The organism is Brevundimonas sp. (genome assembly GCF_046295775.1).
Lineage (GTDB): Bacteria > Pseudomonadota > Alphaproteobacteria > Caulobacterales > Caulobacteraceae > Brevundimonas.
Genome location: NZ_JBKBML010000017.1, coordinates 22,186 through 46,941 on the forward strand (window position 1 = coordinate 22,186; position 24,756 = coordinate 46,941).

21 protein-coding genes are annotated in these 24,756 nt (G+C 69.7%); 15 read left to right on the plus strand and 6 right to left on the minus strand.

Going from position 1 to position 24,756, the window contains the following annotated elements; all coding sequences use genetic code 11:
* Window positions 1-76: 76 nt before the first annotated feature.
* Window positions 77-2,767 carry a hypothetical protein gene (locus ACK4I0_RS10665; RefSeq protein WP_409610752.1) on the minus strand — a complete coding sequence of 897 codons (2,691 nt, stop codon included), beginning with the start codon at window positions 2,765-2,767 and terminating at the stop codon, window positions 77-79.
* A 215-nt stretch (window positions 2,768-2,982) separates the two neighbouring features.
* On the opposite strand from ACK4I0_RS10665, the gene ACK4I0_RS10670 reads away from it, so the two are divergent.
* The gene (locus ACK4I0_RS10670) at window positions 2,983-3,177 is read left to right on the plus strand and encodes a hypothetical protein (RefSeq protein WP_409610754.1); all 195 of its coding nucleotides are present in this window, start codon (window positions 2,983-2,985) and stop codon (window positions 3,175-3,177) included.
* 59 nt (window positions 3,178-3,236) lie between these two features.
* Entirely contained in the window at window positions 3,237-3,740 is a 504-nt protein-coding gene (locus ACK4I0_RS10675) for a pyridoxamine 5'-phosphate oxidase family protein (protein WP_409610756.1), read from the plus strand.
* A gap of 64 nt (window positions 3,741-3,804) precedes the next feature.
* On the opposite strand, the gene argF is transcribed toward ACK4I0_RS10675, so the two are convergent.
* The 5 genes from argF to ACK4I0_RS10700 all read right to left on the minus strand — a co-directional run bounded on the left by argF (window position 3,805) and on the right by ACK4I0_RS10700 (window position 9,764).
* Window positions 3,805-4,722, minus strand: coding sequence for an ornithine carbamoyltransferase (argF, locus tag ACK4I0_RS10680; RefSeq protein ID WP_409610758.1), 918 nt, complete (start codon window positions 4,720-4,722; stop codon window positions 3,805-3,807).
* Between the two features lie 11 nt (window positions 4,723-4,733).
* On the minus strand, window positions 4,734-5,909 hold the full coding sequence (locus ACK4I0_RS10685) for an aspartate aminotransferase family protein (protein ID WP_409610794.1): 1,176 nt from the start codon (window positions 5,907-5,909) through the stop codon (window positions 4,734-4,736).
* Between the two features lie 134 nt (window positions 5,910-6,043).
* The gene (locus ACK4I0_RS10690) at window positions 6,044-8,005 is read right to left on the minus strand and encodes a M1 family metallopeptidase (protein ID WP_409610760.1); all 1,962 of its coding nucleotides are present in this window, start codon (window positions 8,003-8,005) and stop codon (window positions 6,044-6,046) included.
* Between the two features lie 67 nt (window positions 8,006-8,072).
* A complete protein-coding gene (locus ACK4I0_RS10695; RefSeq protein WP_409610762.1) occupies window positions 8,073-9,329 on the minus strand; it encodes a multidrug effflux MFS transporter in 1,257 nt (418 codons plus the stop codon).
* A 51-nt stretch (window positions 9,330-9,380) separates the two neighbouring features.
* On the minus strand, window positions 9,381-9,764 hold the full coding sequence (locus ACK4I0_RS10700; protein WP_409610764.1) for a hypothetical protein: 384 nt from the start codon (window positions 9,762-9,764) through the stop codon (window positions 9,381-9,383).
* A 234-nt stretch (window positions 9,765-9,998) separates the two neighbouring features.
* Here ACK4I0_RS10700 and ACK4I0_RS10705 point away from each other — a divergent pair, with 234 nt between their 5' ends.
* The 13 genes from ACK4I0_RS10705 to ACK4I0_RS10765 form a co-directional block, all read left to right on the plus strand.
* Window positions 9,999-10,358: a hypothetical protein gene (locus tag ACK4I0_RS10705; protein WP_409610766.1), complete on the plus strand. Its 360-nt coding sequence runs from the start codon at window positions 9,999-10,001 to the stop codon at window positions 10,356-10,358.
* Window positions 10,358-11,038: a response regulator transcription factor gene (locus ACK4I0_RS10710; RefSeq protein ID WP_409610768.1), complete on the plus strand. Its 681-nt coding sequence runs from the start codon at window positions 10,358-10,360 to the stop codon at window positions 11,036-11,038. The genes ACK4I0_RS10705 and ACK4I0_RS10710 overlap by 1 nt, the downstream gene beginning before the upstream one ends.
* Window positions 11,035-12,471, plus strand: a complete 1,437-nt coding sequence (locus tag ACK4I0_RS10715; RefSeq protein ID WP_409610770.1) for a sensor histidine kinase — start codon at window positions 11,035-11,037, stop codon at window positions 12,469-12,471. The genes ACK4I0_RS10710 and ACK4I0_RS10715 overlap by 4 nt, the downstream gene beginning before the upstream one ends.
* A gap of 34 nt (window positions 12,472-12,505) precedes the next feature.
* Window positions 12,506-13,873: a hypothetical protein gene (locus ACK4I0_RS10720; RefSeq protein ID WP_409610796.1), complete on the plus strand. Its 1,368-nt coding sequence runs from the start codon at window positions 12,506-12,508 to the stop codon at window positions 13,871-13,873.
* A 36-nt stretch (window positions 13,874-13,909) separates the two neighbouring features.
* Complete coding sequence (gene ccmI / locus ACK4I0_RS10725) at window positions 13,910-14,722, plus strand: c-type cytochrome biogenesis protein CcmI (RefSeq protein WP_409610772.1); 813 nt, start codon at window positions 13,910-13,912, stop codon at window positions 14,720-14,722.
* 64 nt (window positions 14,723-14,786) lie between these two features.
* Window positions 14,787-15,311, plus strand: coding sequence for a cytochrome c maturation protein CcmE (gene ccmE, locus ACK4I0_RS10730; protein ID WP_409610774.1), 525 nt, complete (start codon window positions 14,787-14,789; stop codon window positions 15,309-15,311).
* Window positions 15,308-17,281, plus strand: a complete 1,974-nt coding sequence (locus tag ACK4I0_RS10735; RefSeq protein ID WP_409610776.1) for a heme lyase CcmF/NrfE family subunit — start codon at window positions 15,308-15,310, stop codon at window positions 17,279-17,281. The genes ccmE and ACK4I0_RS10735 overlap by 4 nt, the downstream gene beginning before the upstream one ends.
* Window positions 17,278-17,772, plus strand: coding sequence for a cytochrome c-type biogenesis protein CcmH (locus ACK4I0_RS10740; RefSeq protein WP_409610778.1), 495 nt, complete (start codon window positions 17,278-17,280; stop codon window positions 17,770-17,772). Before ACK4I0_RS10735 ends, ACK4I0_RS10740 begins: the two co-directional genes overlap by 4 nt.
* 85 nt (window positions 17,773-17,857) lie before the next feature.
* A complete protein-coding gene (locus tag ACK4I0_RS10745) occupies window positions 17,858-19,438 on the plus strand; it encodes a Do family serine endopeptidase (protein WP_409610780.1) in 1,581 nt (526 codons plus the stop codon).
* An 82-nt stretch (window positions 19,439-19,520) separates the two neighbouring features.
* The gene (locus ACK4I0_RS10750; protein WP_409610782.1) at window positions 19,521-20,192 is read left to right on the plus strand and encodes a response regulator transcription factor; all 672 of its coding nucleotides are present in this window, start codon (window positions 19,521-19,523) and stop codon (window positions 20,190-20,192) included.
* A gap of 9 nt (window positions 20,193-20,201) precedes the next feature.
* Entirely contained in the window at window positions 20,202-21,620 is a 1,419-nt protein-coding gene (locus ACK4I0_RS10755; RefSeq protein ID WP_409610784.1) for a sensor histidine kinase, read from the plus strand.
* On the plus strand, window positions 21,617-24,472 hold the full coding sequence (locus ACK4I0_RS10760; RefSeq protein ID WP_409610786.1) for a bifunctional [glutamine synthetase] adenylyltransferase/[glutamine synthetase]-adenylyl-L-tyrosine phosphorylase: 2,856 nt from the start codon (window positions 21,617-21,619) through the stop codon (window positions 24,470-24,472). The genes ACK4I0_RS10755 and ACK4I0_RS10760 overlap by 4 nt, the downstream gene beginning before the upstream one ends.
* A 71-nt stretch (window positions 24,473-24,543) precedes the next feature.
* On the plus strand, window positions 24,544-24,756 hold a 213-nt coding region (locus tag ACK4I0_RS10765), incomplete at its 3' end, for a hypothetical protein (RefSeq protein ID WP_409610788.1).

Here is a 24,756-nt window from a genome sequence, read left to right on the forward strand (position 1 = left end):
TGGACGGTGAACACGACGCGCCGAACGGCGACTGACTGGTCTTAGCGGCGCCGCGGGGGCTGCGCCAAGGGCAGCGTCAGCCTTTCAGCGGCGCCGCCTGGAATTCGTCGGCGGCGCGGCGCGCGGCCTGGCGCGCCTGCGGCGTTGCGGCGGGCGTCAACCGGTCCAGCGCGGCCTGGGCCTGGTCGTCGCCGCCGCGCGCCGCGATGGCGTACCACTTCAGCGCCTCTCCGGCATTGGCGGCCACGTCCTGGCCGTCCTCGTACATCTTGCCGAGATTATACTGGCTGTCGACGAAGCCCTGTTCGGCCGCCTTCTTGAGCCAGTCGACCGCTTCCTGCCGGTTGGTCGGCCCGCCCATGCCGTCGTACAGATACATGGCGTAGTTATGCATGCCCTTGGCGTCGCCGCCCTCTGCGGCGCGACGGGCCCACAGGCGCGCTTCGGGCTTGTCGATCGGCGCGCCGTTCAGGCCCTCGAGATACAGGTTGGCCAGGTGCATCTGGGCGGTCGGATAGCCCAGGTTGGCGGCCCGCTTCAGGGTTTCCAGCGCCGTGGGGTCGCCCTCGTCCATCAGGCGGGCGGCGCGCGCGTAGAGATTGGCTCCCTCAGCCGGATCCAGAGCGGGCGTCGCCGCCATCGAAGTCGAGGCCAGGGCGGCCATCGGCGCGCCGCCGCCGGGCGCGGGCGCGGTCGCATCCTGCAAGGCGTCGGCCCAGCCGTCTGGGAGGGGCAGGCCGAACTCTCCCGCGACGCGGGCGTAGCCATAGCCGCCCGCCGTGACCGCAACCGCCAGGGTCGAGGCGACCAGGGCCTTGCGTACGGTCGATCCGTCGCGCGCGGCCTGGCGGTCCAGGCGCTGCTGGAGTTGGGATTTGCCGCCGCGCTTCAGGCCGAAACCGCTGCGCGGCTCGGCGTCGGAGGTCGTCATTGCGGCGCGTGCGGCCTGGACGGCGTCCAGAGTCGACGGCGTCTCCTCCTGGCTCGCGGCGCGGCCGGCGGCGGCGGCGGCTCGCAGCGCGTCGCGGTCCACGAACTCGGTCTGGTCGTCGAACGCGGGCTCGACCGTGTCGAAGTCGTCCTCGATCACAAGGTCGGGCGTCGCGGCCGTCTCGGAAGCCACGCCGAACGGCGCAGGCGCAGGCGTGTCATCGGCCTCGTCTTCGGCCTCGCTCTCCTGAACCGCCTCATCCGCCTCGGCCGGCTCCTGCGCGGAGACGAAGACGTCCAGGTCGTCGCCGATCTCCAGGCCGGTGGGGAAGGGCGCGGGCGCCTCGTCGGTCAGCGGATCGCGTGACCAGTCCGTCTGGGCCGCCACGGGCTGGAAGGCGTCTTCGGGGAAGGCGGCGGCGCGCCAGTCGGCGACGGGCGGGGCTGACGCCGGGCGAGCGTTGCGGCGCTCTATGCTGTCGCGCGCCTCGGCCAGAAGCCGTGCAGTGCGCTCTTCGGACTGGCGCATGCGCTCGGCCAGTTCGCCAGAGGTGCGGTCCTGGCGCTGCTCGATCTTCTCAGACCGATCCACCAGCCGGCGGCCGATGTCCTCAAGCGCCTCGGCCGAGCGTCGCTCGGACTGGGCGATCCGCTCGCTGAGCCGGTCGGAGATGCGTGTGATCTCGCCGCCCAGCCGCTCGATGGCCTGGGCATGGCGGTCGTCGCTTGCGGCCAGGCGTTGGTCGAAGACTTGGGTGTGGCGAGCGAAATCGCGGTCGATGCGCGCCGACAGGGCCTGCCCCAGTTCGGCGACGTCAACGCCGCCCGCGGTCTTCTCGACCGAGGCGATCCGGTCATCGAGGTTGCGCGCGATGCGCATGATCTCGCGGCCCATGGCCTCGACGGCGGCGGCCGACCGCTGCTCGGCGGCGCGGGCCTGATCGGCCATGGCCGCCACGGCGCGATCAATGCGGTCTATGCGGGTTTCTGTCTCCGCCGTGTCGAGCCGGCGCAGCATTTCGACGCGGCTGTTCTCGACCTGACGCGACAGGCTTTCCGCCAGCTTCTCGAAGCGGGCGCCGTCGGGTTCGGCGCGGCCCTCGGACAGGCGTACCCGCGCATCGAGGTCGCCAAATGAACGCTCCAGACGCCGCAGCGCCTCGGTCGTGCGGGCCTGGGCGTCGTCCAGCCGCGCGCCGACTTGGGCCAGGATGTCCGCCCCTTGGGCCGCCGGCTGCGTCTTCTCGACCTGGTCGAGCCGCTGACGCAGTTCGGCCACGCCGGAGCGCTGACGCTCTTCGATGTCGTACAGGCGCGAGGCCAGGCCGCCGAGGCCGGTCTCGATCTTGGCGAAGCCTTCAGCCGTCTGGGGGCCTGTCTCCTGTTCGAAGCGGCGCAGGCGACGATGGCCCTCTCGCAGCTCCTGGGCGATGTCGTCGATGCGGCGTCCGGCTTCCTGAGCCTGGGCGTCGCCGCCGTCCAAGCGCCGCACCAGACCGGCGACAGCCTGGTCCACGCCCTGGATCGCGACGGTGGCGCGTCGCTCGGACGCCTCCAGCCGCGCGGCGATCGCCTCGATCGAGGCGCCCAAGCGCTGGACGGTCTCGTCGGAAACGCCATAGGCGTCTTCGAGGCGGCGGCTGCGGCCGCGGCGTTCATTGACCTCGACGTGGGGACGACGCGCCAGCGGCACGACATCCTCGTCGTCGTTGTCCTCCATGATCATGGAATTCAACCACTCGCCCAGCGTCATGCCCGACCGGCGCGCCAGGTCCTTGGCGACTTCGCGCGCCTTCGGGTCTATGCCCTTCACGCTCCACGGCGCGGCTGCGGTCACTGATTCGCCTCCCGACCCATGGCGAGGACGCTAACCGTCCAGATGCGGGGTGTAAACGCGTGGTTAACCCCAATATCTAGCGAGGATACGCCAATCCTGTGGACACCTGTCCCGCCGCCCTTCTGATCGCCTCGACGTGGTTAATGCGGCGTAAAGATTAACCTTGGCGAAAGATTTCCTTGCGCGGTTGGCCGCCTTTGGTGAAAGGGCGCGCCATGTCGATGCCGCTGACGCTGGGCCTTCTGGCCGCCACCCTGATCCTGATGGTGTTCTGCGGCTGGCGGGGGGCCCGGGCGCCCGACATTCTGAAGGGTCCGCGCTTGATGCCCTGGCGCTTCATGATGCTGCTTTTCGCGACCCTGAGCTTCTTCCTGCTGCTGCACGCCGCGCGCTTGTTAGCCGGGGACTGAGCGGAACCCCACGCCCGACAATCGGTTTGATCCGCGACCCCGAACCGCGGAGACGAGCCATGAACGACAAGACCCTGACGCCCCAGGACGCCGAGAAGGAATTCTGGAAGAGCCTGAAGCAATCCAACACCGGCATGCTGGGCCTGGATCGGCCGGGCAACCACAGCCAGCCGATGACCGGTTTCGGCGAGGAAGACACCGGCACCATCTGGTTCTTCACCCGCAACGACACCGATCTGGCGCGCGATATCGCCGGCGGGGCCCAGTCGGGCATGTTCACCTATCAGGCCAAGGATGAAGAGGTTCAGGCCTGCATCCACGGCTCCATGACGCTGGAGCACGACCGCGAGCGCATCGACAAATACTGGAACCCCGTGGTCGCCGCCTGGTACCCCGAAGGCAAGGAAGACCCGGCCCTTACGCTGATCCGTTTCGACGGCGACGACGGCCGCGTGTGGGTGTCTAAGAAGGGCCCCGTCGGTTTCGGCTTTGAAATCCTCAAGGCCAACCTGACCAAGTCCCAGCCCGATGCGGGCGGCGTGTCGGACGTTAACCTGGGCTAGTTTCCAAGCCCATGAATGGAAGGGCGCTACCGCCGGGAGCGCCCTTTTTCATATGCGGCGTGGCTCAGAAGGCCTCGAAGCACCAGGCCAGGACCGCCTTTTGCGCGTGGATGCGGTTTTCGGCCTCGTCCCACACCAGCGAGCGCGGGCCGTCGATGACGGCGTCGGAGACTTCCTCGCCCCGGTGCGCGGGCAGGCAGTGCAGGAAGACGGCGTCCTCGGCCGCCTCGTCCATCAGGGCGTCGTCCACGCCATAGGCCTCGAAGGCGGCAAGGCGGTCTTCGTAGTCCTGGTCGCCCATGGAGACCCAGGTGTCGGTGACCACCACGTCGGCGCCGCGCACGGCCTCTCGCGGGTCGCTGGTCAGGTGGACGTGGTCGCCGCCCTTGGCCAGGTCGCGCAGGTCTGGGTGATACTCGGCCGGGCAGGCCACGTTCAGGGTGAAGCCGAGCTTGGGCGCCGCGTGCATGAAGCTGTGGCACACATTGTTGCCGTCCCCGACCCAGGCGATGGTCTTGCCTTTGACCGGCCCGCGATGCTCTTCGATGGTCAGCAGGTCGGCCAGGATCTGGCACGGGTGGGACCGGTCGGTCAGGGCGTTGACGACCGGCACGCTGGAGACGCGGGCGAAACGCTCGACATCCTCATGGTCGTTGGCGCGGATCATCACCGCATCGACCATGCGCGACAGCACCTTGGCGGTGTCCTCCACCGGCTCGCCGCGCCCCAGCTGCATGTCGGCGGCGTTGGCGATGATGGCCGAGCCGCCCAGCTGGCGGATGGCCGCGTCGAAGCTAAAGCGGGTGCGGGTCGAGTTCTTCTCGAACACCATGGCCAAGACGCGATCGCGCGCGGGCGCGTCGGCGTCGACGCGTCCCTTGGGCCAGCCCTGACGCGACTTCTTGCGGGCGTGGGCGTCGTCCAGGATGGCGCGCAGGTCTTCGGCGCTCAGCCGGTGGATGTCGAGGAAGTGGCGCACCATCGCCGAAGCTCCTAGGCGGTCATCTGGGTGCGCGCGAAGGCGCAGGTCCGTTCGAGCTTCTCGACCGCTTCGCGGGCTTCCTCGAGCGTCAGGTTCAGCGGCGGCAGGATGCGCACGACGTTGTCGCCGCCGCCCGCGACCAGCAGCTGCTGCTCGTCGCGCGCCCAGCCCATGAAGTCGCGGTTGTTCGGCTTCAGCTTGATGCCGATCAGCAGGCCCTTGCCGCGCACATCCTCGATCACGTCGGGATAGCGTTCCATGACGCCGTGCAGCTGCTGCTTCAGGTAGCCCGAGATTTCCTGGACGTTGCCCAGGATCTCGGGCGTGTTGATCGCGCCGAGCGCCGCCTGTCCTACCGCCATGGCCAGCGGATTGCCGCCGAAGGTCGATCCGTGCGCGCCGACGGTCATGCCCGAGGCGGCCTCAGTCGTCGAAAGGCAGGCCCCGATGGGGAAGCCGCCGCCCAGCGCCTTGGCCACCGCCATGATGTCGGGCGCCATGCCGGCCCATTCGTGGGCCCACAGCTTGCCGGTGCGGCCCATGCCGCACTGGACCTCGTCGAAGATGATGAGCACGTCGTGCTGGTCGCACAGCTCGCGCAGCCCGCGCAGGCACTGGTCCGGCAGAACCCGGCAGCCGCCTTCGCCCTGAACCGGCTCGATAATGATGGCGGCGGTCGTCGGCGCGGCGATGGCGGCCTTCAGGGCGTCGTGGTCGCCCCACTTCAGCTGGTGGAAGCCTTCCATCGGCGGGCCGAAGCCGTTGGTGTAGTTCGGATTGGCCGCTGCGTTGATCGCGCCGTAGGTCCGGCCGTGGAACGAGCCGTCGAAGCCGTAGATGTCGATGCGCTCGGGGCTGCCCTTGGCGGAGTGATATTTCCGCGCCGTCTTCAGCGCGCACTCGACGGCTTCCGTGCCCGAGTTAGTGAAGAACACCACGTCCGCGAAGCTGGAGGCGCACAGGGCGTCGGCCAGGGCTTCCTGACCGGGGATTCGGAAGATGTTGGACACGTGCCACAGCTTGTCGGCCTGATCCTTGACCGCCTCGACCAGGGCAGGGTGGGCATGGCCCAGGCCGTTGGTCGAAATGCCGGCGACGCAGTCCAGATATTCGACCCCGTCCGTGGACCACAGTCGGGCGCCGCGCCCGCGTTCGACCGCCAGCGGCGCGCGGTTGTAGACACCCATCAGATGTTCGCTGGACACGGGATCGCACCTCCTGAAAGCGAGACGGCCCCGCCGCGCGAGGCGACGGAGCCGGATAAGGGACTGCGCTCTTGTCGAGCCGGCGGGCGGTCAAGTCAACCGCCCGCGCAAGCGGCTCAGGGGCGGCCGACCACCTGGTCGACCGAGCCCGTGGTGACGGGGTGATACAGCGGCCGCGCCTGCGCGTAGACGCGGCGCGCGATCGGCCGGCCCCAGTCGCCCTCGGCCCACAGGGTGGTTAACAGCGGCAGAACGAACTTGCGACGTCCCTGCTCGGTCAGGAAGCGTTCCGCGGTAGCCACGGCGGGCTGATAGCGATGCGCCAGGGCGATCTGCAGCCAGCCAAAGGTCAGCTCGGCGTTGCCTTCATTGGCCAGGTTCAGGGTGCTTTCCAGGTCGGCCAGCTGGGCCGGACGCAGCCAGTCGGCGCCCGCGCGCAGGGCCTCGGGCCGCCAGTTCAGGAAGCGCTGGCGCTGCTGGGTGTTCCAGCCGGACCACGGTATGGCCGAGGCCGGGCCGCGGTCGCGGAAGAAGGCCAGAGCCGCCGCATCGACGGGCGCAAAGGCGTCCGACACCGGCGCGACCGCATTGGACGGCAGGCCGGGCTGATAGACCCATTCGTCCAGCTTCAGCGCCGTCTCCATCGCCTGATCGCCGCGCACCAGATTGTCGCGGATGTCGGTCAGGAACAGGGCCGAGGTCATGGGCCGATAGGCGTTGCGCTCGAAATAGCCGCGCAGCCAGGCGTCGAACCGCTCGCGGCCGACCACGCCCTCGATGGTGCGCAGGAAGGCGGCGCCCTTGTCATAGGCGATGGCGTTCATGCCGTCATCGGGGTCGCGGCCGTCCAGGTTCAGATGCAGGCGGGTGTCGGCGGCGGGCATGGAGGCCAGCGCGTCCTGCATCTCGCCCCAGCTCAGCACCTGTTCCTGTAGGGCGCGGTCACGGCCGTAGACGGCCTCCATGATCCGGTTCTCGAAATAGGTGGTGAAGCCCTCGTTCAGCCAGAAGTCGGCCCAGACGGCGTTGGTCACCAGGTTGCCGGACCAGGAGTGGGCCAGCTCGTGCGCCACTAGCGACACCAGCGACTGGTCGCCGGCGATGATGGTGGGCGTGGCGAAGGTCAGCTTGGGGTTCTCCATGCCGCCGAACGGGAAGCTCGGCGGCAGGACCAGCAGGTCGTAGCGGCCCCACTGATATGGGCCGTACAGCGCCTCGGCGGCGTCGACCATGCGGGCCGTCGGCTGAAGCTCGCGCGCCGAAGCGGCCAGCTCGCCCGGCTCGGTGAAGACGCCGGTGCGATGGTCGATGGGCGCGAAGGCCAGGTCGCCAATCCCGATCGCCATCAGATAGGGCGGGATCGGATTGTCCATGCGGAAGCGCCAGGCCCGCTTGCCGGGGCCGGCCGCCTCGCCCTGGGGCGTCAGCTGGTCGGCGCTCATGACCACCTTCAGATCGTCGGGCGCGGTGATGCGGGCCGAATAGGTCTGGCGAATGCCGGGGCTGTCCTGGGTCGGCACCCAGGTGCGGGTCAGGATCGCCTGGCCCTGGCTGAACAGATAGGGCTTCTGGCCGCCGGCGGTCTGGGCCGGGGTCAGCCATTGCAGGGCCGCGGCGTCGGGCCGGGTGGCGTAGCGGATGGTGATGCGACGCCGCTCGTTGGGCGCAAAAGCCGGGAAATAGACCGTCATCGGCCGGCCCAGGATGGGATCGTCGTCGCCGACCACGTAGCGCAGCGGCCGGCCGTCAGCGTCGACCACCTCGCCGATGTCCAGGTTGCGGACATCCAGGATGATCTCATTGGCGCCCGGCTCGGCGGTCACGTCCAGGGTGGCGCGCCCGCTCAGGGTCCTGGCCTGGAAGTCCGCGTCCAGATCCAGATCGACATGGACCACGCGCGCGATCTCGGGCCGGGCGTGGGAGTGGACGTCGCGCACATATTCGATCGGCTGGGCGGCGACGGGCGGGATCATGGGCGCGGCCCCGGTCGTGGGCGCACAGGCCGACAGGGCGGCCGCCAGCGTCAGGGCCAGGGCGGAGGCGGCCAGGGTCAGCGGCCGGGCGGGGGGACGGATCATGACGGTCGGTTCCTCTTGAAGCGCTGCGACAACGCCCCGAACCGACCGAAAGATCAACCGTCCGTCGTCACTCCGCCAGGACCGGCGCCACATGACGCGCCTTGAACATCCGGCCCTGTTCGGCGAACAGCACCGCGACCAGGGCCGCCAGACCGCAGCACAGGAAGCCCACCGCCATCGGCGCAGCCGAGCCGTTGAACTGCTGGCCGATGAAAAAGCCGGTCAGCGAGCCGAAGGTGGTCGAGATGAAGCCCTGCGCCGATGAGGCGGTGCCGGCGATATGGCCCATCCGCTCCATCGCCATGGCGCCGAAATTGCCGGCGATGAAGCCGAAGCAGAACATGGTCAAGCCCTGGATGATCGCGAAGCTGACCAAGCTCTCATGGCCGCTCAGCGTCACGGCCGAGTGGACCGCGCCCATGACGATGAAGCCGACCAGAGCCGTGTGCGAGATCAGCCGCGAGCCCAGCCGCTCGACCAGTTTGGCGTTCAGCAGCGACGCGACGGCGATGCCGCCGGCGATGGCGGCGAAGACGCTGGTGAACAGGCCCGGCGCCTCGAACACGTCGTAGAATATCTGCTGGCTGGAGTTGATGAAGCCGAACAGCGCGCCCGTAATCGCGGTCATCGCCAGGGTGTAGCCGATCGAGCGCCGCTCGGTCAGCGCCTCGCGGAAGGCCCCGGCGATGCGCGGGATGCGGATCGGCAGCCGGTCCTGCGGGTGCAGGGTCTCGGGCAGGCGGATCAGGGCCCAGATCATGAAAGCGCCGCCGGCCAGGGCCAGAACGCCGAAGATCCAGCGCCATTCGGCGATGTTCAGAATCGCCTGACCCAGGGTCGGCGCCACGATCGGCACGCCCAGGAAGACCAGGAAGCTCAGCGACATGACCCGCGCCATGGTCCGCCCGCTATAGCGATCGCGCACGATGGAGACGGCCAGAACCCTAAGCGCCGCCGCGCCGATGCCGGTGCCCACGCGCGCCAGGATCAGGGTGGCGAAGGTGGGGGCGAACGCCGCCGCGACGCTGAAGACGACGTAGAGGCTCAGTCCCGCCATCAGGACCGGCTTGCGTCCATAGCGGTCCGCCAGCGGGCCATAAACGATCTGGGTGACGCCAAAGCCCAGCAGATAGGCGGTGATCACCCACTGGCGGCTGTTCTCGTCCGCGACGCCCAGCCCCGCGCCGATATCCGGCAGGGCCGGCAGCATGGCGTCGATCGCCAGGGCGTTCAGCGCCATCATCATGGCGATCAGGGCGACGAATTCAGGAAAGCCCGGCCCCTTAAGGGACCGGGCTTCTGCGGTGACGGCGGGGGAGGTCATGGGCGCCAGATGCGCTCTCATACCGCCATCGGCAACCTCGTCGGCGCGAAATCAGCGCCGGCGGTTGTTCCAATCATTGCGCTCATAGCGGACCTGGGCCGACAGACGGTCGTAGCGGCGATCCAGATCCTGACGCTCCCAGCGGGTCAGACCGCCGCGCATATAGGACCGCTCCAGGCGGACCAAGCTGTTCAGCTCGTTCTTCAGGCGCGACGCCTCGCGATAGCTGATCTGGCGGGTCTGGACGCCGCGGTCGATGCGGTTGTCTAGATTGTACTTGCGCTGGGTGATGGACTGCCAGCCGGGCGCGGGACGCTCATAGGCGGGGCCATGGCGATAGGCCTGGGCCTCGGCCGTGGCCGGCAGAGCGACGGTCGCGGCGGCCAGGGCCATCATGGGGGCGGCGACGGCGGCGGGAATCTTGGCCTTGGTCATCGAACTGATCCTTCTGGACTTGGCCGCAACCCGGGATGGGCTGCGATAGGTCTAGAAAAGCAGGCTGATCCCTAACCCGATCTGAACACTCTGTGTCAGCCGCCGTTCATGATCGTGAGCGACTGACCGGCCTCGCGCACACGCGGGTTCTCTCCTCACGAGAGGATGGTCTAGACTGCAATCTGAGACCGGCGTTCAGCCCGCGTTCAGAGCCCGGAGACTAGACATCGCCCCATGATGAAGTTCCGCGTTTCCCTGATCGCCGCCCTGGCCGCGATGCTGCCCCTGACCGAGGCCCTGGCGCATGACGCCTGGGACCAGTCGCGTGGCCGCGACCGCGACCGTTCCGAACGCTCCCAGGAGCGCGAGTCCTCGGATCGAGGCCGCGATCGGGGACGCGAGTCCTCTTCACGCGAGGCGCCTCGGGCCGATCTGGGCGCCATCGTGCGCGGCGTTTCGGCCGGACGGCCGGGGCGCATGCTGGGCGTCAGTCCGCGCGGCGACGGCTATGTGGTGCGCTGGGAGTATCCCGGCGGCCGCGTCGGGGACATCATGGTGGACGGCCGCACCGGCCGCGTGACGGGAGAGCGCTGATGCGGGTTCTGCTGGTCGAGGATGACGTCGATCTGTCGCGTCAGCTGAAAGGCGCTCTGGCCGACGCCGGCTACGCCGTCGATCACGCCGGCGACGGCGAAGAGGCGCATTTTCTGGGCGACACCGAGCCTTATGACGTCATCGTTCTGGACCTCGGCCTGCCGCGCATCGACGGCGTCTCGGTGCTGGAGCGCTGGCGGCGCGAGGGCAAGACCACGCCAGTGCTGATCCTGACCGCGCGCGGCGCCTGGTCCGACAAGGTGTCGGGCTTCGACGCCGGGGCCGACGACTATCTGACCAAGCCTTTCCATACCGAGGAACTGCTGGCGCGCCTGCGGGCCCTGCTGCGCCGCTCGGCCGGTCACGCCTCGGCGACCCTGTCGTGCGGCGCCCTGCGGCTGGATCCGCGCGCGGCGCGCGCCAGCGTCGACGGCGAGCCCCTGCGCCTGACCAGCCTGGAATACCGACTGCTGCATTATCTGATGATGCATCAGGGCCGGGTCATCAGCCGCACCGAACTGGTCGAGCATCTGTATGATCAGGACTTCGATCGCGATTCCAACACCATCGAGGTCTTCGTCGGTCGCCTGCGCAAGAAGATCGGGTCCGACCGCATCGAGACCGTGCGCGGCCTGGGCTATCGCCTGACGCCCCTGGCCGGGGAATCCGAGGCGGCGTGAGCGATCTAGCGGAGCCGGCCCCGGACGCATCTTCGCGCACGCCGTTTGGCTGGTTCAAGCGGCCGGGCCGATCCCTGACCCGCCGCCTGATCTGGCTGGCCTCGGGTTGGATTGTCCTGGCCCTGGCTATCACGGGCTTCTTTCTGACCTCGCTGTTTCAGGAATCGGCGCTGCGTCGTCTGGGCGCGATGCTTTCGCAGACCATCGATGAACTGGTGGTGGCCACGACGGCGACGCCTCAGGGCGTTACCGTGGCCGAAATCCGCGATTCCCAGACCCTGCGCGTCTTTTCAGGAAAATACTGGGCCGTGGCTGAGCCGGCTGCGGAGGGACGGCTGCGCATGGTCGCCCGCTCAACCTCGCTGTGGGATTCGGATTTGTCGGTGCCCGATGACCTGCCGCCCCGACTAAACCAGGCCTTTGGCCAGACGATCAGCTACAACGCCGTCGGACCGGCCGGCGAGCCGCTGCGCGTTGCGGCGTCGATGAAGCAACTGCCGGGGCGCAACGCGCCGGTGGTCTTCCTTGCGGGCATAGACCGTTCGGCGGTGGACGCCGACACGCGCCAGTTCGCCACCGTCACCTGGGTCACGCTTCTGATCCTGGGGCTGGGTCTGGTGCTGGCGGTCTTCATCCAGGTGAAGGTGGGCCTGCGGCCCCTCTATGATCTGCGCAACGAGATCGCCGCCGTGCGCAAGGGCAAGGCCGCCCGCATCGCCAGAGCCTATCCGTTGGAGATCGAGCCGCTGGCGCAGCAGGTCAACCGCCTGCTCGACCACAATCAGGAGACGGTGGAGCGCCAGCGGACCCACGTCGGCAACCTGGCCCATGCGCTGAAGACGCCCATCGCCGTCATGCTGGCCGAGGCCGGGACCAGTCCCGGAATGCTGCCCGACATGGTGCGGCGTCAGACCAAGGTCATGCAGGATCAGGTCGATCACCACCTGCGTCGTGCCCGCGCCGCCGCCCGCGCCGCCCACGGCCTAGGCGAGAGTACGCCGGTGCCCGAGGTGCTGGACGAGATGGCCGTGATGCTGGAGCGCGTCTTCGCCTCCAAGGGCGTAGAGATCGACTGGCGCGCGCCCGACGACCTGACCTTCCTGGGCGAGCGGCAGGATCTGCAGGAGATACTCGGCAATCTGATGGAGAACGCGGGCAAGTGGTCCAAGCGCCGCGTGCGGGTCTCGGCGGGCCCCAGCGGCCTAGGCCAGATGGTGGTGGTGGTCGAAGACGACGGTCCGGGGCTGCCCGCCGATCGCCGCGAAGAGGTGCTGAAGCGTGGCGCGCGGCTGGACGAGGACGCGCCTGGTTCGGGGCTGGGCCTATCGATTGTGGACGACCTTACCCGCGCATACGGCGGCCGGGTGACCCTGGCCGACAGCGACATGGGCGGTCTGAAGGTCGTTCTGGAGCTGCCGGCGGCCGGCGACTGACCCGACGTTAACGCTTGTCCGCCACGATGGGCGCGTGTCCCAGCCTGCCCGATCATCGCGCCTGTCCGCCGACCACCGCGTCGCGCTGGAAAGCCTGCTGACCGCCACGCCCGACGCCGTTCTGGGCGCCATCGGCGAGATGTCGCGCGCCCTGCCGGGCGCTCGGGCGGCGGATCTGGAGCATCTGGTCGAGGCCGAGGCCCTGAACCGCACGCGCCGGGCTCGCGCCTTCGGTCCGCTGACCGCCCTGTTCGTAGAGCGGGGCGACGGCGTCGAAGCCCTGACCTTTCCCACGCACGTGCTGAGCCGCCTGTGGGCCGAGGCTCTGACGAGAGAACCGGATCTGGCGCCGGCGCTGGACGCCGACGGGCCGCGCGCCGACATCGTCGCCGACCGCCTGTGCGCCCGCGCCGCCGCCGTGGCGCGTGACGGGGCCGAGCGGATATGGCCGGACGACGGCTCGGCGGATCGGCCGGCGCAACTGGAGGCTCTGGCCACCGCCTTTGATCTTTCCGCTCTCGCGCGGCGGCTAGGCCGCTCCCTGCCGGCGTGGTCCGGCCGTCCCACCGAGGCCCAGGCCGTCGAGCTGAGGGCCGCTCTGCGTGAGGCGGGCGATATCCATCCCGACGGGCCGGAGCGTCTGCTGGACATTCTGTTCGCTCAAATGGGTGACGCGTGGCTGATCCTGAAGGTGGTGGTTGAGGCCTCTCCCGTCGGCGGCGGCGAGGCCCTGCTGCGCCAGTCCGATCTGGCCGTCTTCGTCGAACGGTTGCTGGCCCAGCTTGAGCGGCGTCTGGACCGGGTCGGTCTGGCCGTCCCCGCAGCTCTGGATCCGGCGGTGTTCCAGGACGATCTGGCCTGGTGCGCCTCGGTGCTGAGCGAGTTCGACGCCGCTCTGGACCTGCACCCAAAATCGCCTTGGGGCGCACGAGTGCGCGACGCCCGGTCGCGTGCCGGGGCGCGTCTGACGCGTACGATGCGCGCCTTGGACAAGACGCTGTCCAAGGCCTTCCCCCTGCGGCGCGTAGCTGTCGTCGGCATGATGAGCCGCGATACGCCGCGTCTGGACGTTGACCTCAAGGCTCCCGAGATCGCCGCCGCCGAGGCGGGTGCAAGACATGTCGCCGCCCTGCGTGGGCCCGCCGCCCTGCTTGGGTGCGAGGCCGAGCGAGTCCGGGTCGTGCAGGCCGCGGTCGATCGGCTGTTCAACCAGGGCGACCAGGCGATCGACGCCATCAATGACGGCGACCTGGAGATCGACGCCGCTCCCGGCGATCCGCGCCAGCGGGCCGCGCACGCCCGTACGGTGGTGTCGCGCATGGCGGACCTTCTCGAAACGCTGGACGCGGCCGACGCCGCGCGCACGCTGCGGCGACGGATCGCCTCGTCTGCGCGGCGCTGACTCGCCGCAGCCATAGAGTTGGTCTAGAGGCGGGCCATGCTGACCTTCTGGATCCTGGCCGGTCTGGCCGCCGCCCTGGCGGGACTGCTGGTGCTGAGCGGCGCGCGCCGCGGCGTGGATGTTGACGCATCCGTTGGCGAAACGGTCGAGATCGACGCCCTGGAGCGGCTGCGCGATCAGGGTCAGATCAGCGCCGCCGACTTCGCCGCCGCGCGCGCCGAGGCCGCCCGGCGCCTGCTGAACCGCGAACGTGGTGAAATCCGCCTCGTGGTCGGCCCGCGTGACCGCTACTGGATACTGGGCGGCCTGGCCCTGACTGCGGTGATCGCTGTCGGCCTTTACGTCCTGACCGGATCGCCGGGCCGGGCCGATGAACCTTACGAGCGGCGTCTGGACGAATGGGCGCAAACGCCCGGCGAGCTGGGTCCGGCCCAGCTGGCCGCCGTCGTAGGCCGCGTGGTGCGCGAACGGCCCGACGATGCGCAGGCCCTGGCCATGCTGGGCGCCGCCCGTTTCGAAGCCGGCGATTCCTTCGGCGCTGTCTCGGCCTTCCGCAGGCTGGTCGAACTCAATCCGGACGACGCTCAGGCCTGGGCGCGTCTAGGCGAGAGTCTGGTGCGGGCCAATGACGGGACTATCGGCGCCGACGCCGAGGCCGCTTTCCGCCGCGCGCTGGACATCGACCCGGATCAGTTGGGGGCCCGCTTCTTCGTCGGCGAGGCGGCGCTGCTGCGCGGAGACGCCGCCGTGACGCGCGAAATGTGGACCCCGCTGATCGCCGCGCTCGACCCGGCCGACCCGCGTCGCCAGGACCTGGAGCGCCGCCTGCCTGAGGAAGGCGCATCGTGACGCGTTGGCTAGATACGGCTGGCGGCCTATATCGGCGGCGTTCGCCTCCCTTCGGTTCCTGCTCATGAGCTGGCTTCCCCGTTCGCCCAAGGCGCGTCGCCGCCTGTGGATCGTCGCCGCCGTCGCCCCCGTGCTGGCGCTGGCGGTCGGCCTGTCGCTGTGGGCCATGCAGGACAGCGTGACCTTCTTCTATTCTCCGTCCGAGGCCACGTCCGAAGCCGCGCCCGAGGGCCGCGTCATCCGGCTGGGCGGTCTGGTCGAGGCTGGAAGCGTCGAACAGGGAACCGACGGCTCGGTCGCCTTCGTCGTCACCGACAACGCGGCGGTGACGCGCGTGGTCTTCCACGGCGATCTGCCCGACCTGTTCCGCGAGGGCCAGGGCATCGTCGCCCAGGGCGCCTTCCAGGCTGACCGCACCTTCCGCGCCAGCCAGGTCCTGGCCAAGCACGACGAGACCTACATGCCGCGCGAAGTCGCCGACCGCCTGAAGGAAAAGGGCGAGTGGCGGCCGGAAGACGGATCGCCCGTCAGCGCGAGCCAACTGCGCTCAAGCAGCCCGCAGGGCGGTAGCGCCACGAAAACACTATGATAGCCGAACTTGGGGCCTTCGCCCTGGCGCTGGCGCTGGTGCTGGCCGCGCTGCAGACGGGTCTGTCGACGGCCGGCCGACTGAGGCTCAGCCCCGTGCTGGCCGGGGCAGGGCAGGGGGCGGGCGTGGCCTCGGCCTGGGCGATTGTCCTGGCTTTCGCCGCCCTGATCTTCGCCTTCGTGGTCTCGGATTTCTCGGTCTCGAACGTGGCGGCCAACAGCCACACGGACAAGCCGATGCTCTACAAGGTGGCCGGCGCCTGGGGCAGCCATGAAGGCTCGCTGCTGCTGTGGTGCCTGGTCATGGCGGTGTTCGGCGCCGTGCTGGCGCGCGCCCGCGACCTGCCGTTCGGCCTCAAGACCTCGGCCGTCGCCGTCCAGGGCGCGCTGACCACCCTGTTCCTGGCCTTTGCGGCCTTCACCTCCAGCCCCTTCACCCGCCTGGATCCCACGCCGATCCAGGGCGCGTCGCTGAACCCGCTGCTGCAGGACCCCGCGCTGGCGGTGCATCCGCCGCTGCTTTACCTCGGCTACGTCGGCTTCTCGGTCTGTTTCTCCCTGGCGGTCGCCGCCCTGATCGAGGGGCGCGTCGACGCCGCCTGGGGCCGCTGGGTGCGCCCGTGGGCGCTGGCCTCCTGGGCGTTCCTGACCGTCGGCATCACGCTCGGCTCCTTCTGGGCCTACTATGAGCTGGGCTGGGGCGGCTGGTGGTTCTGGGACCCGGTGGAGAACGCCTCCTTCCTGCCCTGGCTGGCGGGCGCGGCGTTGCTCCATTCGGCGGTTGTGACTGAGCGGCGCGGGGCTCTTCAGGGCTGGACCGTCTTCCTGGCGCTGCTGGCCTTCACCTTCTCGATGCTGGGGGCCTTCTTGGTGCGGTCGGGCGTTCTGACCAGCGTCCACGCCTTTGCGGTCGATCCTCAGCGCGGCCTGATGCTGCTGGCCATCCTGGGCGTCGCCTCCGGGCTGGCGTTCGCCCTGTTCGCCTGGCGCGTGCCCCGGCTCAAGGACGGCGGCGCCTTCGCCCCGGTCAGCCGCGAGGCCGCCCTGGTGCTGAACAACCTGTTCCTGACCGTGGCTGCGGCCACCGTGCTGCTCGGCACGCTGTATCCGCTGATCCTTGAGGCGGCGACGGGTCAGACGATCTCGGTCGGCCCGCCCTTCTTCGCCCTGACCTTCACGCCCCTGATGATGGTCGCCTTCATCATCTTGCCGGCGGGTCCGCTGATGTCGTGGAAGCGCGCGGACCTGAAGGGCGTGGTTCAGCGCCTGACCTGGGCGGCGGTTCTGGCGGTGATTGCCGGTCTGGCGGCCTGGTTCGCCTTTGAGCCGAAGAAGGCGCTTGCGGCCGTGGGCATCGGCATCGGGGCCTGGCTGATCGTCGGCGCCCTGGCGGAACTGGCCGAGCGCATCCGTCTGTTCCGCGCGCCGGCGGGCGAAAGCCTGCGTCGCGCCGGCGGTCTGCCCCTGGGCGCCTGGGGCATGGCCCTGGCCCACGCGGGCGTCGGCGTCTTCGTCCTGGGGGCCGTGGTCGAAACCAGCTTCAAGGTCGAGGCCGCCGCGCCGCTGTCGATCGGCCAGAGCGTCTCGGCCGGTGCCTGGTCTGCGCGCCTGGACGACGTGCAGATGATCGAGGGCCCCAACTATATCGCGGAACAGGGCCGGCTGACGGTCGGTCCGCGCTCGGGCTCGGGCCCGGACCGCGTGCTGACCGCCGAGCGCCGCTTCTTCCCCGCTGGCGGCCAGACCACCACCGAGGTCGGGCTCGATTTCCGCGGTCTGGACGACCTGTATGTCGTGATGGGCGAGCGGCGGGCCGGGCAGGACGGCGGCCAGGCCTGGACGGTCCGGCTCTACTACAATCCGTGGGCGCGGCTGATCTTCCTGGGGCCGGCGCTGATGGCCCTGGGCGGCGCCCTGTCGCTGTTCGACAGGCGGCTGCGCGTCGCCGTGGGTAAGAGGTCCAAGGCGTGAGGCGGGCCCTGCTGATCGCTCTGGCCTCCGTCGGCCTGATGGCCGCCGAGCCCGCACCGGCGCCCGACCAGCCTCTGCCCGACGCCGGTCAGGAGGCCCGCGCCCGCGCCCTGTTCGCCGATGTGCGCTGCGTGGTGTGCCAGCACGAGTCCATCGCCGATTCGCCCGCCGGCATGGCCGCCGACATGCGCCGTCTGGTGCGCGAGGAGGTCGCCGCCGGCCGCACCGACGAACAGGTCCGCCGCGGCCTGGTCGACCGCTACGGTGACTACATCCTGTTCCAGCCGCCCTTCCGCCTGGGCACGCTGATGCTGTGGCTGGGGCCGTTCGCCCTGATCCTGGGGGCAGGTGCGGCGTTGCTGCTGCGTTCGCGCCGGCGTCGGCCTGACCCCGACCCCCTGTCTTCCGAGGAAGAGGCGGCCCTTGTTCGCCTGACCGAAAACAAGCTTCGCCGCGATCCTGACGCAACCTCGCCCCACGACGGACGCTGAGGCGGAACAACGATCCGCAGGCCGGCGGTTGGCCAAGGCGGCCGTCGATCTATATCCAAGGGCGACACGGTCCGTTCAGGATCGAATGAAGAGGATCTCAGGGACGACGATGCTGAAGCGCAAGGAGTTCATTCTGGGGGCCGCCGCCGGCCTGGCCCTCGCCGCGGGCGCCACCGCCGGGGGCGCCATCACCTGGCCGGGAGCGCACGCCGAGCCGGTGGCCGGCGCCTCGGGCCGCCTGACGGCCTCGCCCGCCCCCGCCGCCGCCTTCGCCCCGCCCCAGGGCGCGCCGCTCAGCTTCGCCGACATCTTCCAGCAGGTCTCGCCGGCGGTTGTGCAGATCGACGTCACCACGCGCGTCAGGCGCCCGACGCAGGGCTTCATCACCATTCCCGGCCTCGGCCGCGTTCCCGTTCCCGGAAGCGGCGCTCAGGATCCTGAGGCCGAAGCCCCCACCGCCATGGGCGCAGGTTCCGGCTTCTTCATTTCGGCGGACGGCTACATCGTCACCAACAATCACGTCGTGGCGGACGCGACCGAGATCAAGGTGCGTCTGGCTGACCAGCGCGAACTGACCGCGCGTGTCGTCGGCGCGGACCCGGCCACAGACCTGGCCGTGCTCAAGGTCGATGGGGCGGATTTCCCTTTCGTGTCGTTCGAAGACCGCGCGCAACCCCGCGTGGGTGACTGGGTCATCGCCATCGGCAATCCGCTCGGCCTCGGCGGGACGGCGACAGCCGGCATCGTCTCGGCCCTGTCGCGCCAGAATATCGATCCCAGCACTTCGGGATACGTTGACTTCATCCAGATCGACGCAGCCATCAATCGCGGAAACTCCGGCGGCCCGACGTTTGACATCTACGGGCGTGTGATCGGCGTGAACTCCGCAATCTATTCGCAGACGGGGGGCTCCATCGGCATCGGCTTCGCCATTCCTGCGGCGGTCGCCAAGCCTATCACGGACCAACTGATCGAGAACGGCCGCATCGAACGAGGCTATGTCGGCCTTACGCTGCGAACGCTCGCGCCAGAGGATTGGGCGGCGTACGGACAGTCGCGCGACTTCAAGGGCGCATTTGTCGAACTCGTCACCGAAGGTGGTCCCGCAGCGCGTGGCGGGGCCCGCGTGGGCGACATCATCACGGCGGTGAACGGCGAAGCCGTCGCCAACAGCACCGAGGCGACCCGCCTCGTCGGCGCGGTTCGTCCCGGCTCGACCATCCGTCTGGACATCATCCGCGACGGTCGTCGCCAGACCATCAATGTGCGGGCGGGCACGCGTCCGTCGGAGGCCGAGCTTCGCGCCGGTCTGGGCGGCGAAGACCCGACTGGCGAGCCGGGAGAAGCCCCCGCCGCCACGGGCGAGCTCGTCGAGGGCGCTCGCGTCACGGCCGTGACCCCGGCGCTGCGCCGCCGCTACAATCTGGCTGACGGCGTCACGGGGATCATCGTGACGGAGGTCGAGCGCAACACTGCGGCCGGCCGTCTGGGCCTGCAGGCCGGAGACGTCATCACGCGCGCCGACACCCGCGAGGTCCAGACCGTGGCCGACTTCCAGGCGGCGGTCGCGGCGGTGAAGCAGGCGGGCCGCCCGGGCGTGCTGATCTTCGTGCGGCGCGGGACGAATCCCCCGGCTTCGGCTGTGCTGCGCTTCGCCGAGGAGTGACCTTGGTCTGACAAAGCCTTAACTCACGTCTTCGCCGTCGATGCGCTAGCATCGGCGGCGAATCTCTGTCGGGAGCCCGTCTATGCGTATTCTGGTGGTCGAGGACGATGCGGAAGCGGCCGCCGCCATGGTGCGCGGCCTCAGCGAGGCGGGCCATGACGTGACCCACGCCGTGGACGGCGCCTTCGGCCTGCTGGAGGCGCAGAAGGGCGGCTATGACGTCTATGTGGTCGACCGCATGATGCCGCGCCTGGACGGGGTCGGCATGGTCGAGACCGTGCGACAAGGCGGCGATCAGACGCCGGTGCTGTTCCTGTCGGCGCTGGGCGAGGTCGAGGATCGGGTCACGGGCCTGAAGGCCGGCGCCGACGACTATCTGGTCAAACCCTACGCCTTCGCCGAGCTGATCGCGCGGGTCGAGGCGCTGGCCCGCCGACGCGAGACCGGCGGCGTCCAGACCGTGCTCAAGGTCGGCGACCTGGAGATGAACCTTATCGGCCGCACAGTGCATCGCGCCGGCCAGGAAATTGACCTGCAGCCGCGCGAGTTCCAGCTGCTGGAGTTCCTGATGCGCCACGCCGGCCAGTCGGTGACGCGCACCATGCTGCTGGAGAAGGTTTGGGAATACCATTTCGACCCCCAGACCAACGTCATCGACGTGCACATCAGCCGCCTGCGCTCCAAGATCGACAAGGGTTTCGACAAGGCCATGCTGCAGACCGTGCGCGGCGCGGGGTACCGGCTGGAGGGATAAGGCCCCGCCATGCGCCTGCCGTCTCTTCTTCGCCGCACGCCATTCCGGCTGACGCTGCTGTTCCTGGCGCTGTTCGTGACGGCGGCGGGCTCGATCCTGGCTTATGTCTATCTGGCCTCGGCCGGAGAGGCGCGGGCGCGGGCGGAAGCGGGGGTGCGCAGCGAGGTCGGGGTGCTGGCCTCCATCTATCGCGAGCGCGGCGTCGATGCCCTGAACCAGGCCCTGGTGGAGCGCATCCTGCGTGGCGGAGACTACGTCTATCTGCTGAGCGGGACAGACGGCGTGCGGGTGACCGGCAGTCTGGAGACCGTTCCGGAACGCTCCGACCCGGCAAGCCAGTGGACCACCTTCCGTCTGACCGACACCGACCCCACCGGCCGCGTGCGCCAGCGCCAGGCGCTCGGCGTCGAGATGGCGCTGTCGGGCGGCGAGCGGCTGTTCGTCGGTCAGGACATGGGCGACACCGAAGAGTATCTGGCGCGCCTGACCCAGGCGCTGTGGATCGCTTTGGCCCTCGTCATACTGCTGGGCATGGCCGGCGGGCTGTTCATCAGCCGCCGGGTCGAGACCGCGATGGGTCGGCTGAACCGTGTCGTCTCGGCGGTGCAGAACGGCGACCTCAAGGCGCGGGCCGAGGTGCGCGGCTCGGGCGACGAACTGGATGAGTTGGGGCAGGGGCTGAACCTGATGCTGGACCGGCTGGAGGCCTCCATGGCCTCGATCCGGCACGCCGGCGACGCCATCGCCCATGACCTGCGCTCGCCCCTGACGCGCATGCGCGCCAAGCTTGAGGTCGCCCTGATCGACGCCGAGGCCGGGCGTATCGACGGGCCCGACGCCCTGCAGGTGGCGCTGGACGAGGCCGACCAGCTGCTCAAGACCTTCAACGCCGTCCTGGCCATCGCCCGGCTGCAGGCCAGCAAGGGACGCACCCCGGATCCGGTCGTGTTCGACGCCGCTGACCTGGCCGCCGACATGGCCGAGCTTTACGAACCCGCCGCCGAGGACAAGGATCTGGAGTTCGCCGCCGAGATCGAGCGCGGCCTGACCATCGAGGCCAACCGCCCCTTCCTGGCCCAGGCCCTGGCCAACATCATCGACAACGCCATCAAATACACCCCGGCCGGCGGCGCCGTGACCCTGCGCGCCCGCAGACGGTCGTCGGGCGAGATCGAGTTCTCGGTCACCGACACCGGGCCGGGCGTGCCCGACGCCGACCGCGAGCGGGTGACCCAGCGGTTCGTGCGCCTGGACAACAGCCGCACCGAGCCCGGTTCGGGCCTGGGCCTGTCGCTGGTCATGGCGGTGATGGAGGCGCATTCGGGACGCATTCAGCTGGATGAAGGGCCCGGCGCCTATGGCGGGCGCGGACCGGGTCTGCGCGTCGCCCTGGTCCTGCCCCCGGCGACAGCAAAGGCCGCGGAATGAGCCTTATCGATCGCCTGCGCCCGTGCGGCCCGGTGGTCGATCCCGCCGCCGCCGAGCGACTGCGTGAGCGGCTGGACGAGGCGGCGGTCGAAGGCGGCTGGGCGGACCAGTGGCGCGCCGCCTGGCCGGCGCTGTCGCCCATAGCGTCGGCGTCTCCGTATCTCGCGGGTCTGATGCGGCGTGCGCCCGATATGCTGCTCGCCGTTTTGAGCAGCGATCCCGAGGCGCGGCTCGCCGACCTTCTGGATCGCACCCGGGCGCTGGACGGTCCGCCCGAAGCGCTGCGGTCGCCGCTGCGCAAGCTCAAGGCCGAGCTGCATCTGCTCACCGCCCTGTGCGACCTGGGCGGCGTCTGGGGGCTGGAGGCGGTCACCGGCGCGCTCAGCGCCTTCGCCGACGAAAGCGTGCGCCGCGCCTTGGCCAGCGCCACGCATGAGGCGCGCGAGCGGGGACGGCTGACCTCCGCGGCGGATGACCCGCGCGGCCCCGCGCCCGGCCTGTTCGCCGTCGCCATGGGCAAGCACGGCGCGGGAGAGCTGAACTATTCCTCGGACATCGACATCAGCCTGTTTCACCAGCCCGATGTCCTGGCCGGCGTGTTGGCGGGTCCCGAACCCCAGGCCTTCGTCAACCGCGTGGCCCAGGGCCTGGCGACCCTGCTCAGCGAGCGCACCGGGGACGGATATGTCTTCCGCGTCGATCTGCGGCTGCGGCCTGATCCCTCATCCACCCCGCCGGTCGTCGCCGCCCCGGCGGCGCTGGCCTATTATGAATCCGTCGGCCAGAATTGGGAGCGGGCGGCCTTCATCAAGGCGCGCGCCGTGGCCGGCGACCTGAACGAGGCGGGCGAGTTCCTGAAGGCCCTGACGCCCTTCGTCTGGCGTCGCAGCCTCGACTATCCAGCGATCCTCGACATCCAATCGATCAAGAAACAGATTCACGTCCACAAGACCGGCGAGGGGCTTGCAGCCGCCGGCGCCAATCTGAAGCTGGGCCGGGGCGGCATCCGCGAAATCGAATTCTACGCTCAGACACAGCAGCTGATCCTGGGCGGACGCGACCCGTCGCTGAGAAGTCCGCGCACGCTGGACGCGCTGAACGCCCTGGCCGAGTCTGGTCATGTGCCCGCCGGCGTGGCGCGAGAGTTGGCCGACGCCTATGGCGAACTGCGCGCGCTGGAACATCGCGTCCAGATGCTCGAGGACGAACAGACCCACGTCCTGCCCGCCGACCCGTCGCGCCGCGCAGCGGTGGCCGCCTTGGCCGGAGAGGGTGATCTGGCCCTTTTCGACTCCTGCGTCGAAGGTCTGCTGGCGGGTGTGAACCACCGCTACGGGGAGTTGTTCGAGGGCGGCGAGGATCTGTCGTCTCCCTATGGCAGCCTCGTTTTCACAGGTGTCGAGAATGATCCGGGGACCTTGGAGACGCTGCAGCGCATGGGCTTCTCGGAGCCGGCGTCGGTCGCCTCGACGATCCGCGAGTGGCACCACGGCCGCATCTCGGCGACCCGTTCGGCCAAGGGGCGCGAGCTCTTCACCCGCCTGGCGCCGCGCCTGCTGACGGCCATGGCCGAGACGGGGGCGCCGGACGCCGCCTTCCGTCGTTTCGCGGTCTTCTTCTCGGGCCTTTCGGCGGGGGTGCAGGTCCAGGCCCTGTTCCTCAACCAGCCGCGGCTGTTCGAGATGGTGGTGGGCATGATGGCCTATGCCCCGAGATTGGCCCGAATGCTGGGTCGCCAGCCCGCCGCGCTGGACAGCGTGCTGGACGCCCGCTTCCTGGCCGATCTGGACGAGGATTCCGGGGTCATCGCCGAAATGCTGAGCGAGGCGGCGGCCCAGGACTTCGAAGGCGCAATGAACGTGGTGCGTCGTCTCTATCGCGAACAGACCTTTCGGATCGGGCTTCAGACCGTCACCGGCCGCGCCGGCGGCGAGGCGGCGGGGCGGGCCTATACGGTCCTGGCCGACGCGGCCATGCGCGCCCTTGCTCCGGCCGCCCTGGCCGAGGCCGAGCGAATGGGCGGCGCGTTTCCCGGCGCCGTGGCGGTGGTGGCGCTGGGCAAGGCCGGATCGCGCGAAATGACGGCGTCGTCGGACCTGGACCTGATGACCGTCTATGACGCCGCGCCCGACGCCTCTTCCGAAGGGCGCGGCTGGGGCGCGGAGACCTTCTACGGCCGGTTCACCCAGCGGCTGATCGCGGCTTTGTCGGCCCAGACGGCCGAGGGCGGGCTGTACGAGGTCGACATGCGGCTGCGGCCCTCGGGCTCCAAGGGTCCGGTGGCCGTGCGGCTGTCGGCCTTGTCCGACTACTACGCCAGCGAGGCCGACAGCTGGGAGTTCCTGGCCCTGACCCGCGCGCGTGTGGTCTGGGCCAGCGACGCGGCCTTCGGCGAGCGGGTAAGCCAGGCCATCGAAGCCGCGCTCAGACAGCCGCGCGACGATGCAGCCTTGCGGCATGATGTGCGAGCCATGCGGGCCCTGATGGACCGCGAGCGGCCGCCGCACGGCTTCTGGGATCTGAAACTCTCGGCGGGCGGGCAGGTGGACGCCGAGTTCGTCGCCCAATACCGCCAGCTTCAGGCGGCGGCCCAGGGGCGGGCACTGACCGTGTCTACCCTGCAGTCCCTGTCCAACGACGAGGTGCTCGAACAGGCCTGGCGGCTGCAGCAGCGGCTGTCCCAGCTGCTGGCCTGCGCCTTTGACGAACGGCCCAATCCGGATGCGGAGCCCGAAGGCTTTCGCCGGCGTCTGGCGGAGACGGCCGGTGCGCCGAACTTCCGCGCGCTGAAGGATGAACTGACCGTTCTGCGCCGCGCCGCCCGGGCCGCCTTCGAGAACGCTCTGACCTGAGCGACGGACTCCGAAGGGCGGCGCGTGTGAACCGTGACAGGGACGCGACAAATCCTCACGGAGATCGAGACATGAGCCGTACATTCGTACTCGGCGGCGCCGCCGCCCTGATGCTGACCGGCCTCGCCGGCGCCGCACACGCCCAGACACAAACCCCGAGCCCGCGCGCCGCCGAGCGCGCGCAACCCGTCGCCCAGGCCGACTTCGTCCAGCGCCGTGTCGAACGGCTGCAGGCTCTGGACGCCAATAACGACGGCGTGGTCACGGCCGAGGAACGCCGCGCC

What these genes read in the sequence shown, in the direction of transcription:
- ACK4I0_RS10670 (WP_409610754.1), top strand. Translation starts at nt 2,983, where the DNA reads ATGTCGATGCCGCTGACGCTGGGCCTTCTGGCCGCCACCCTGATCCTG.
- ACK4I0_RS10675 (WP_409610756.1), top strand. Translation starts at nt 3,237, where the DNA reads ATGAACGACAAGACCCTGACGCCCCAGGACGCCGAGAAGGAATTCTGG.
- argF (WP_409610758.1), bottom strand. Translation starts at nt 4,722, where the DNA reads ATGGTGCGCCACTTCCTCGACATCCACCGGCTGAGCGCCGAAGACCTG.
- ACK4I0_RS10685 (WP_409610794.1), bottom strand. Translation starts at nt 5,909, where the DNA reads ATGGGTGTCTACAACCGCGCGCCGCTGGCGGTCGAACGCGGGCGCGGC.
- ACK4I0_RS10690 (WP_409610760.1), bottom strand. Translation starts at nt 8,005, where the DNA reads ATGATCCGTCCCCCCGCCCGGCCGCTGACCCTGGCCGCCTCCGCCCTG.
- ACK4I0_RS10695 (WP_409610762.1), bottom strand. Translation starts at nt 9,329, where the DNA reads ATGACCTCCCCCGCCGTCACCGCAGAAGCCCGGTCCCTTAAGGGGCCG.
- ACK4I0_RS10700 (WP_409610764.1), bottom strand. Translation starts at nt 9,764, where the DNA reads ATGACCAAGGCCAAGATTCCCGCCGCCGTCGCCGCCCCCATGATGGCC.
- ACK4I0_RS10705 (WP_409610766.1), top strand. Translation starts at nt 9,999, where the DNA reads ATGATGAAGTTCCGCGTTTCCCTGATCGCCGCCCTGGCCGCGATGCTG.
- ACK4I0_RS10710 (WP_409610768.1), top strand. Translation starts at nt 10,358, where the DNA reads ATGCGGGTTCTGCTGGTCGAGGATGACGTCGATCTGTCGCGTCAGCTG.
- ccmI (WP_409610772.1), top strand. Translation starts at nt 13,910, where the DNA reads ATGCTGACCTTCTGGATCCTGGCCGGTCTGGCCGCCGCCCTGGCGGGA.
- ccmE (WP_409610774.1), top strand. Translation starts at nt 14,787, where the DNA reads ATGAGCTGGCTTCCCCGTTCGCCCAAGGCGCGTCGCCGCCTGTGGATC.
- ACK4I0_RS10735 (WP_409610776.1), top strand. Translation starts at nt 15,308, where the DNA reads ATGATAGCCGAACTTGGGGCCTTCGCCCTGGCGCTGGCGCTGGTGCTG.
- ACK4I0_RS10745 (WP_409610780.1), top strand. Translation starts at nt 17,858, where the DNA reads ATGAAGAGGATCTCAGGGACGACGATGCTGAAGCGCAAGGAGTTCATT.
- ACK4I0_RS10750 (WP_409610782.1), top strand. Translation starts at nt 19,521, where the DNA reads ATGCGTATTCTGGTGGTCGAGGACGATGCGGAAGCGGCCGCCGCCATG.
- ACK4I0_RS10755 (WP_409610784.1), top strand. Translation starts at nt 20,202, where the DNA reads ATGCGCCTGCCGTCTCTTCTTCGCCGCACGCCATTCCGGCTGACGCTG.
- ACK4I0_RS10760 (WP_409610786.1), top strand. Translation starts at nt 21,617, where the DNA reads ATGAGCCTTATCGATCGCCTGCGCCCGTGCGGCCCGGTGGTCGATCCC.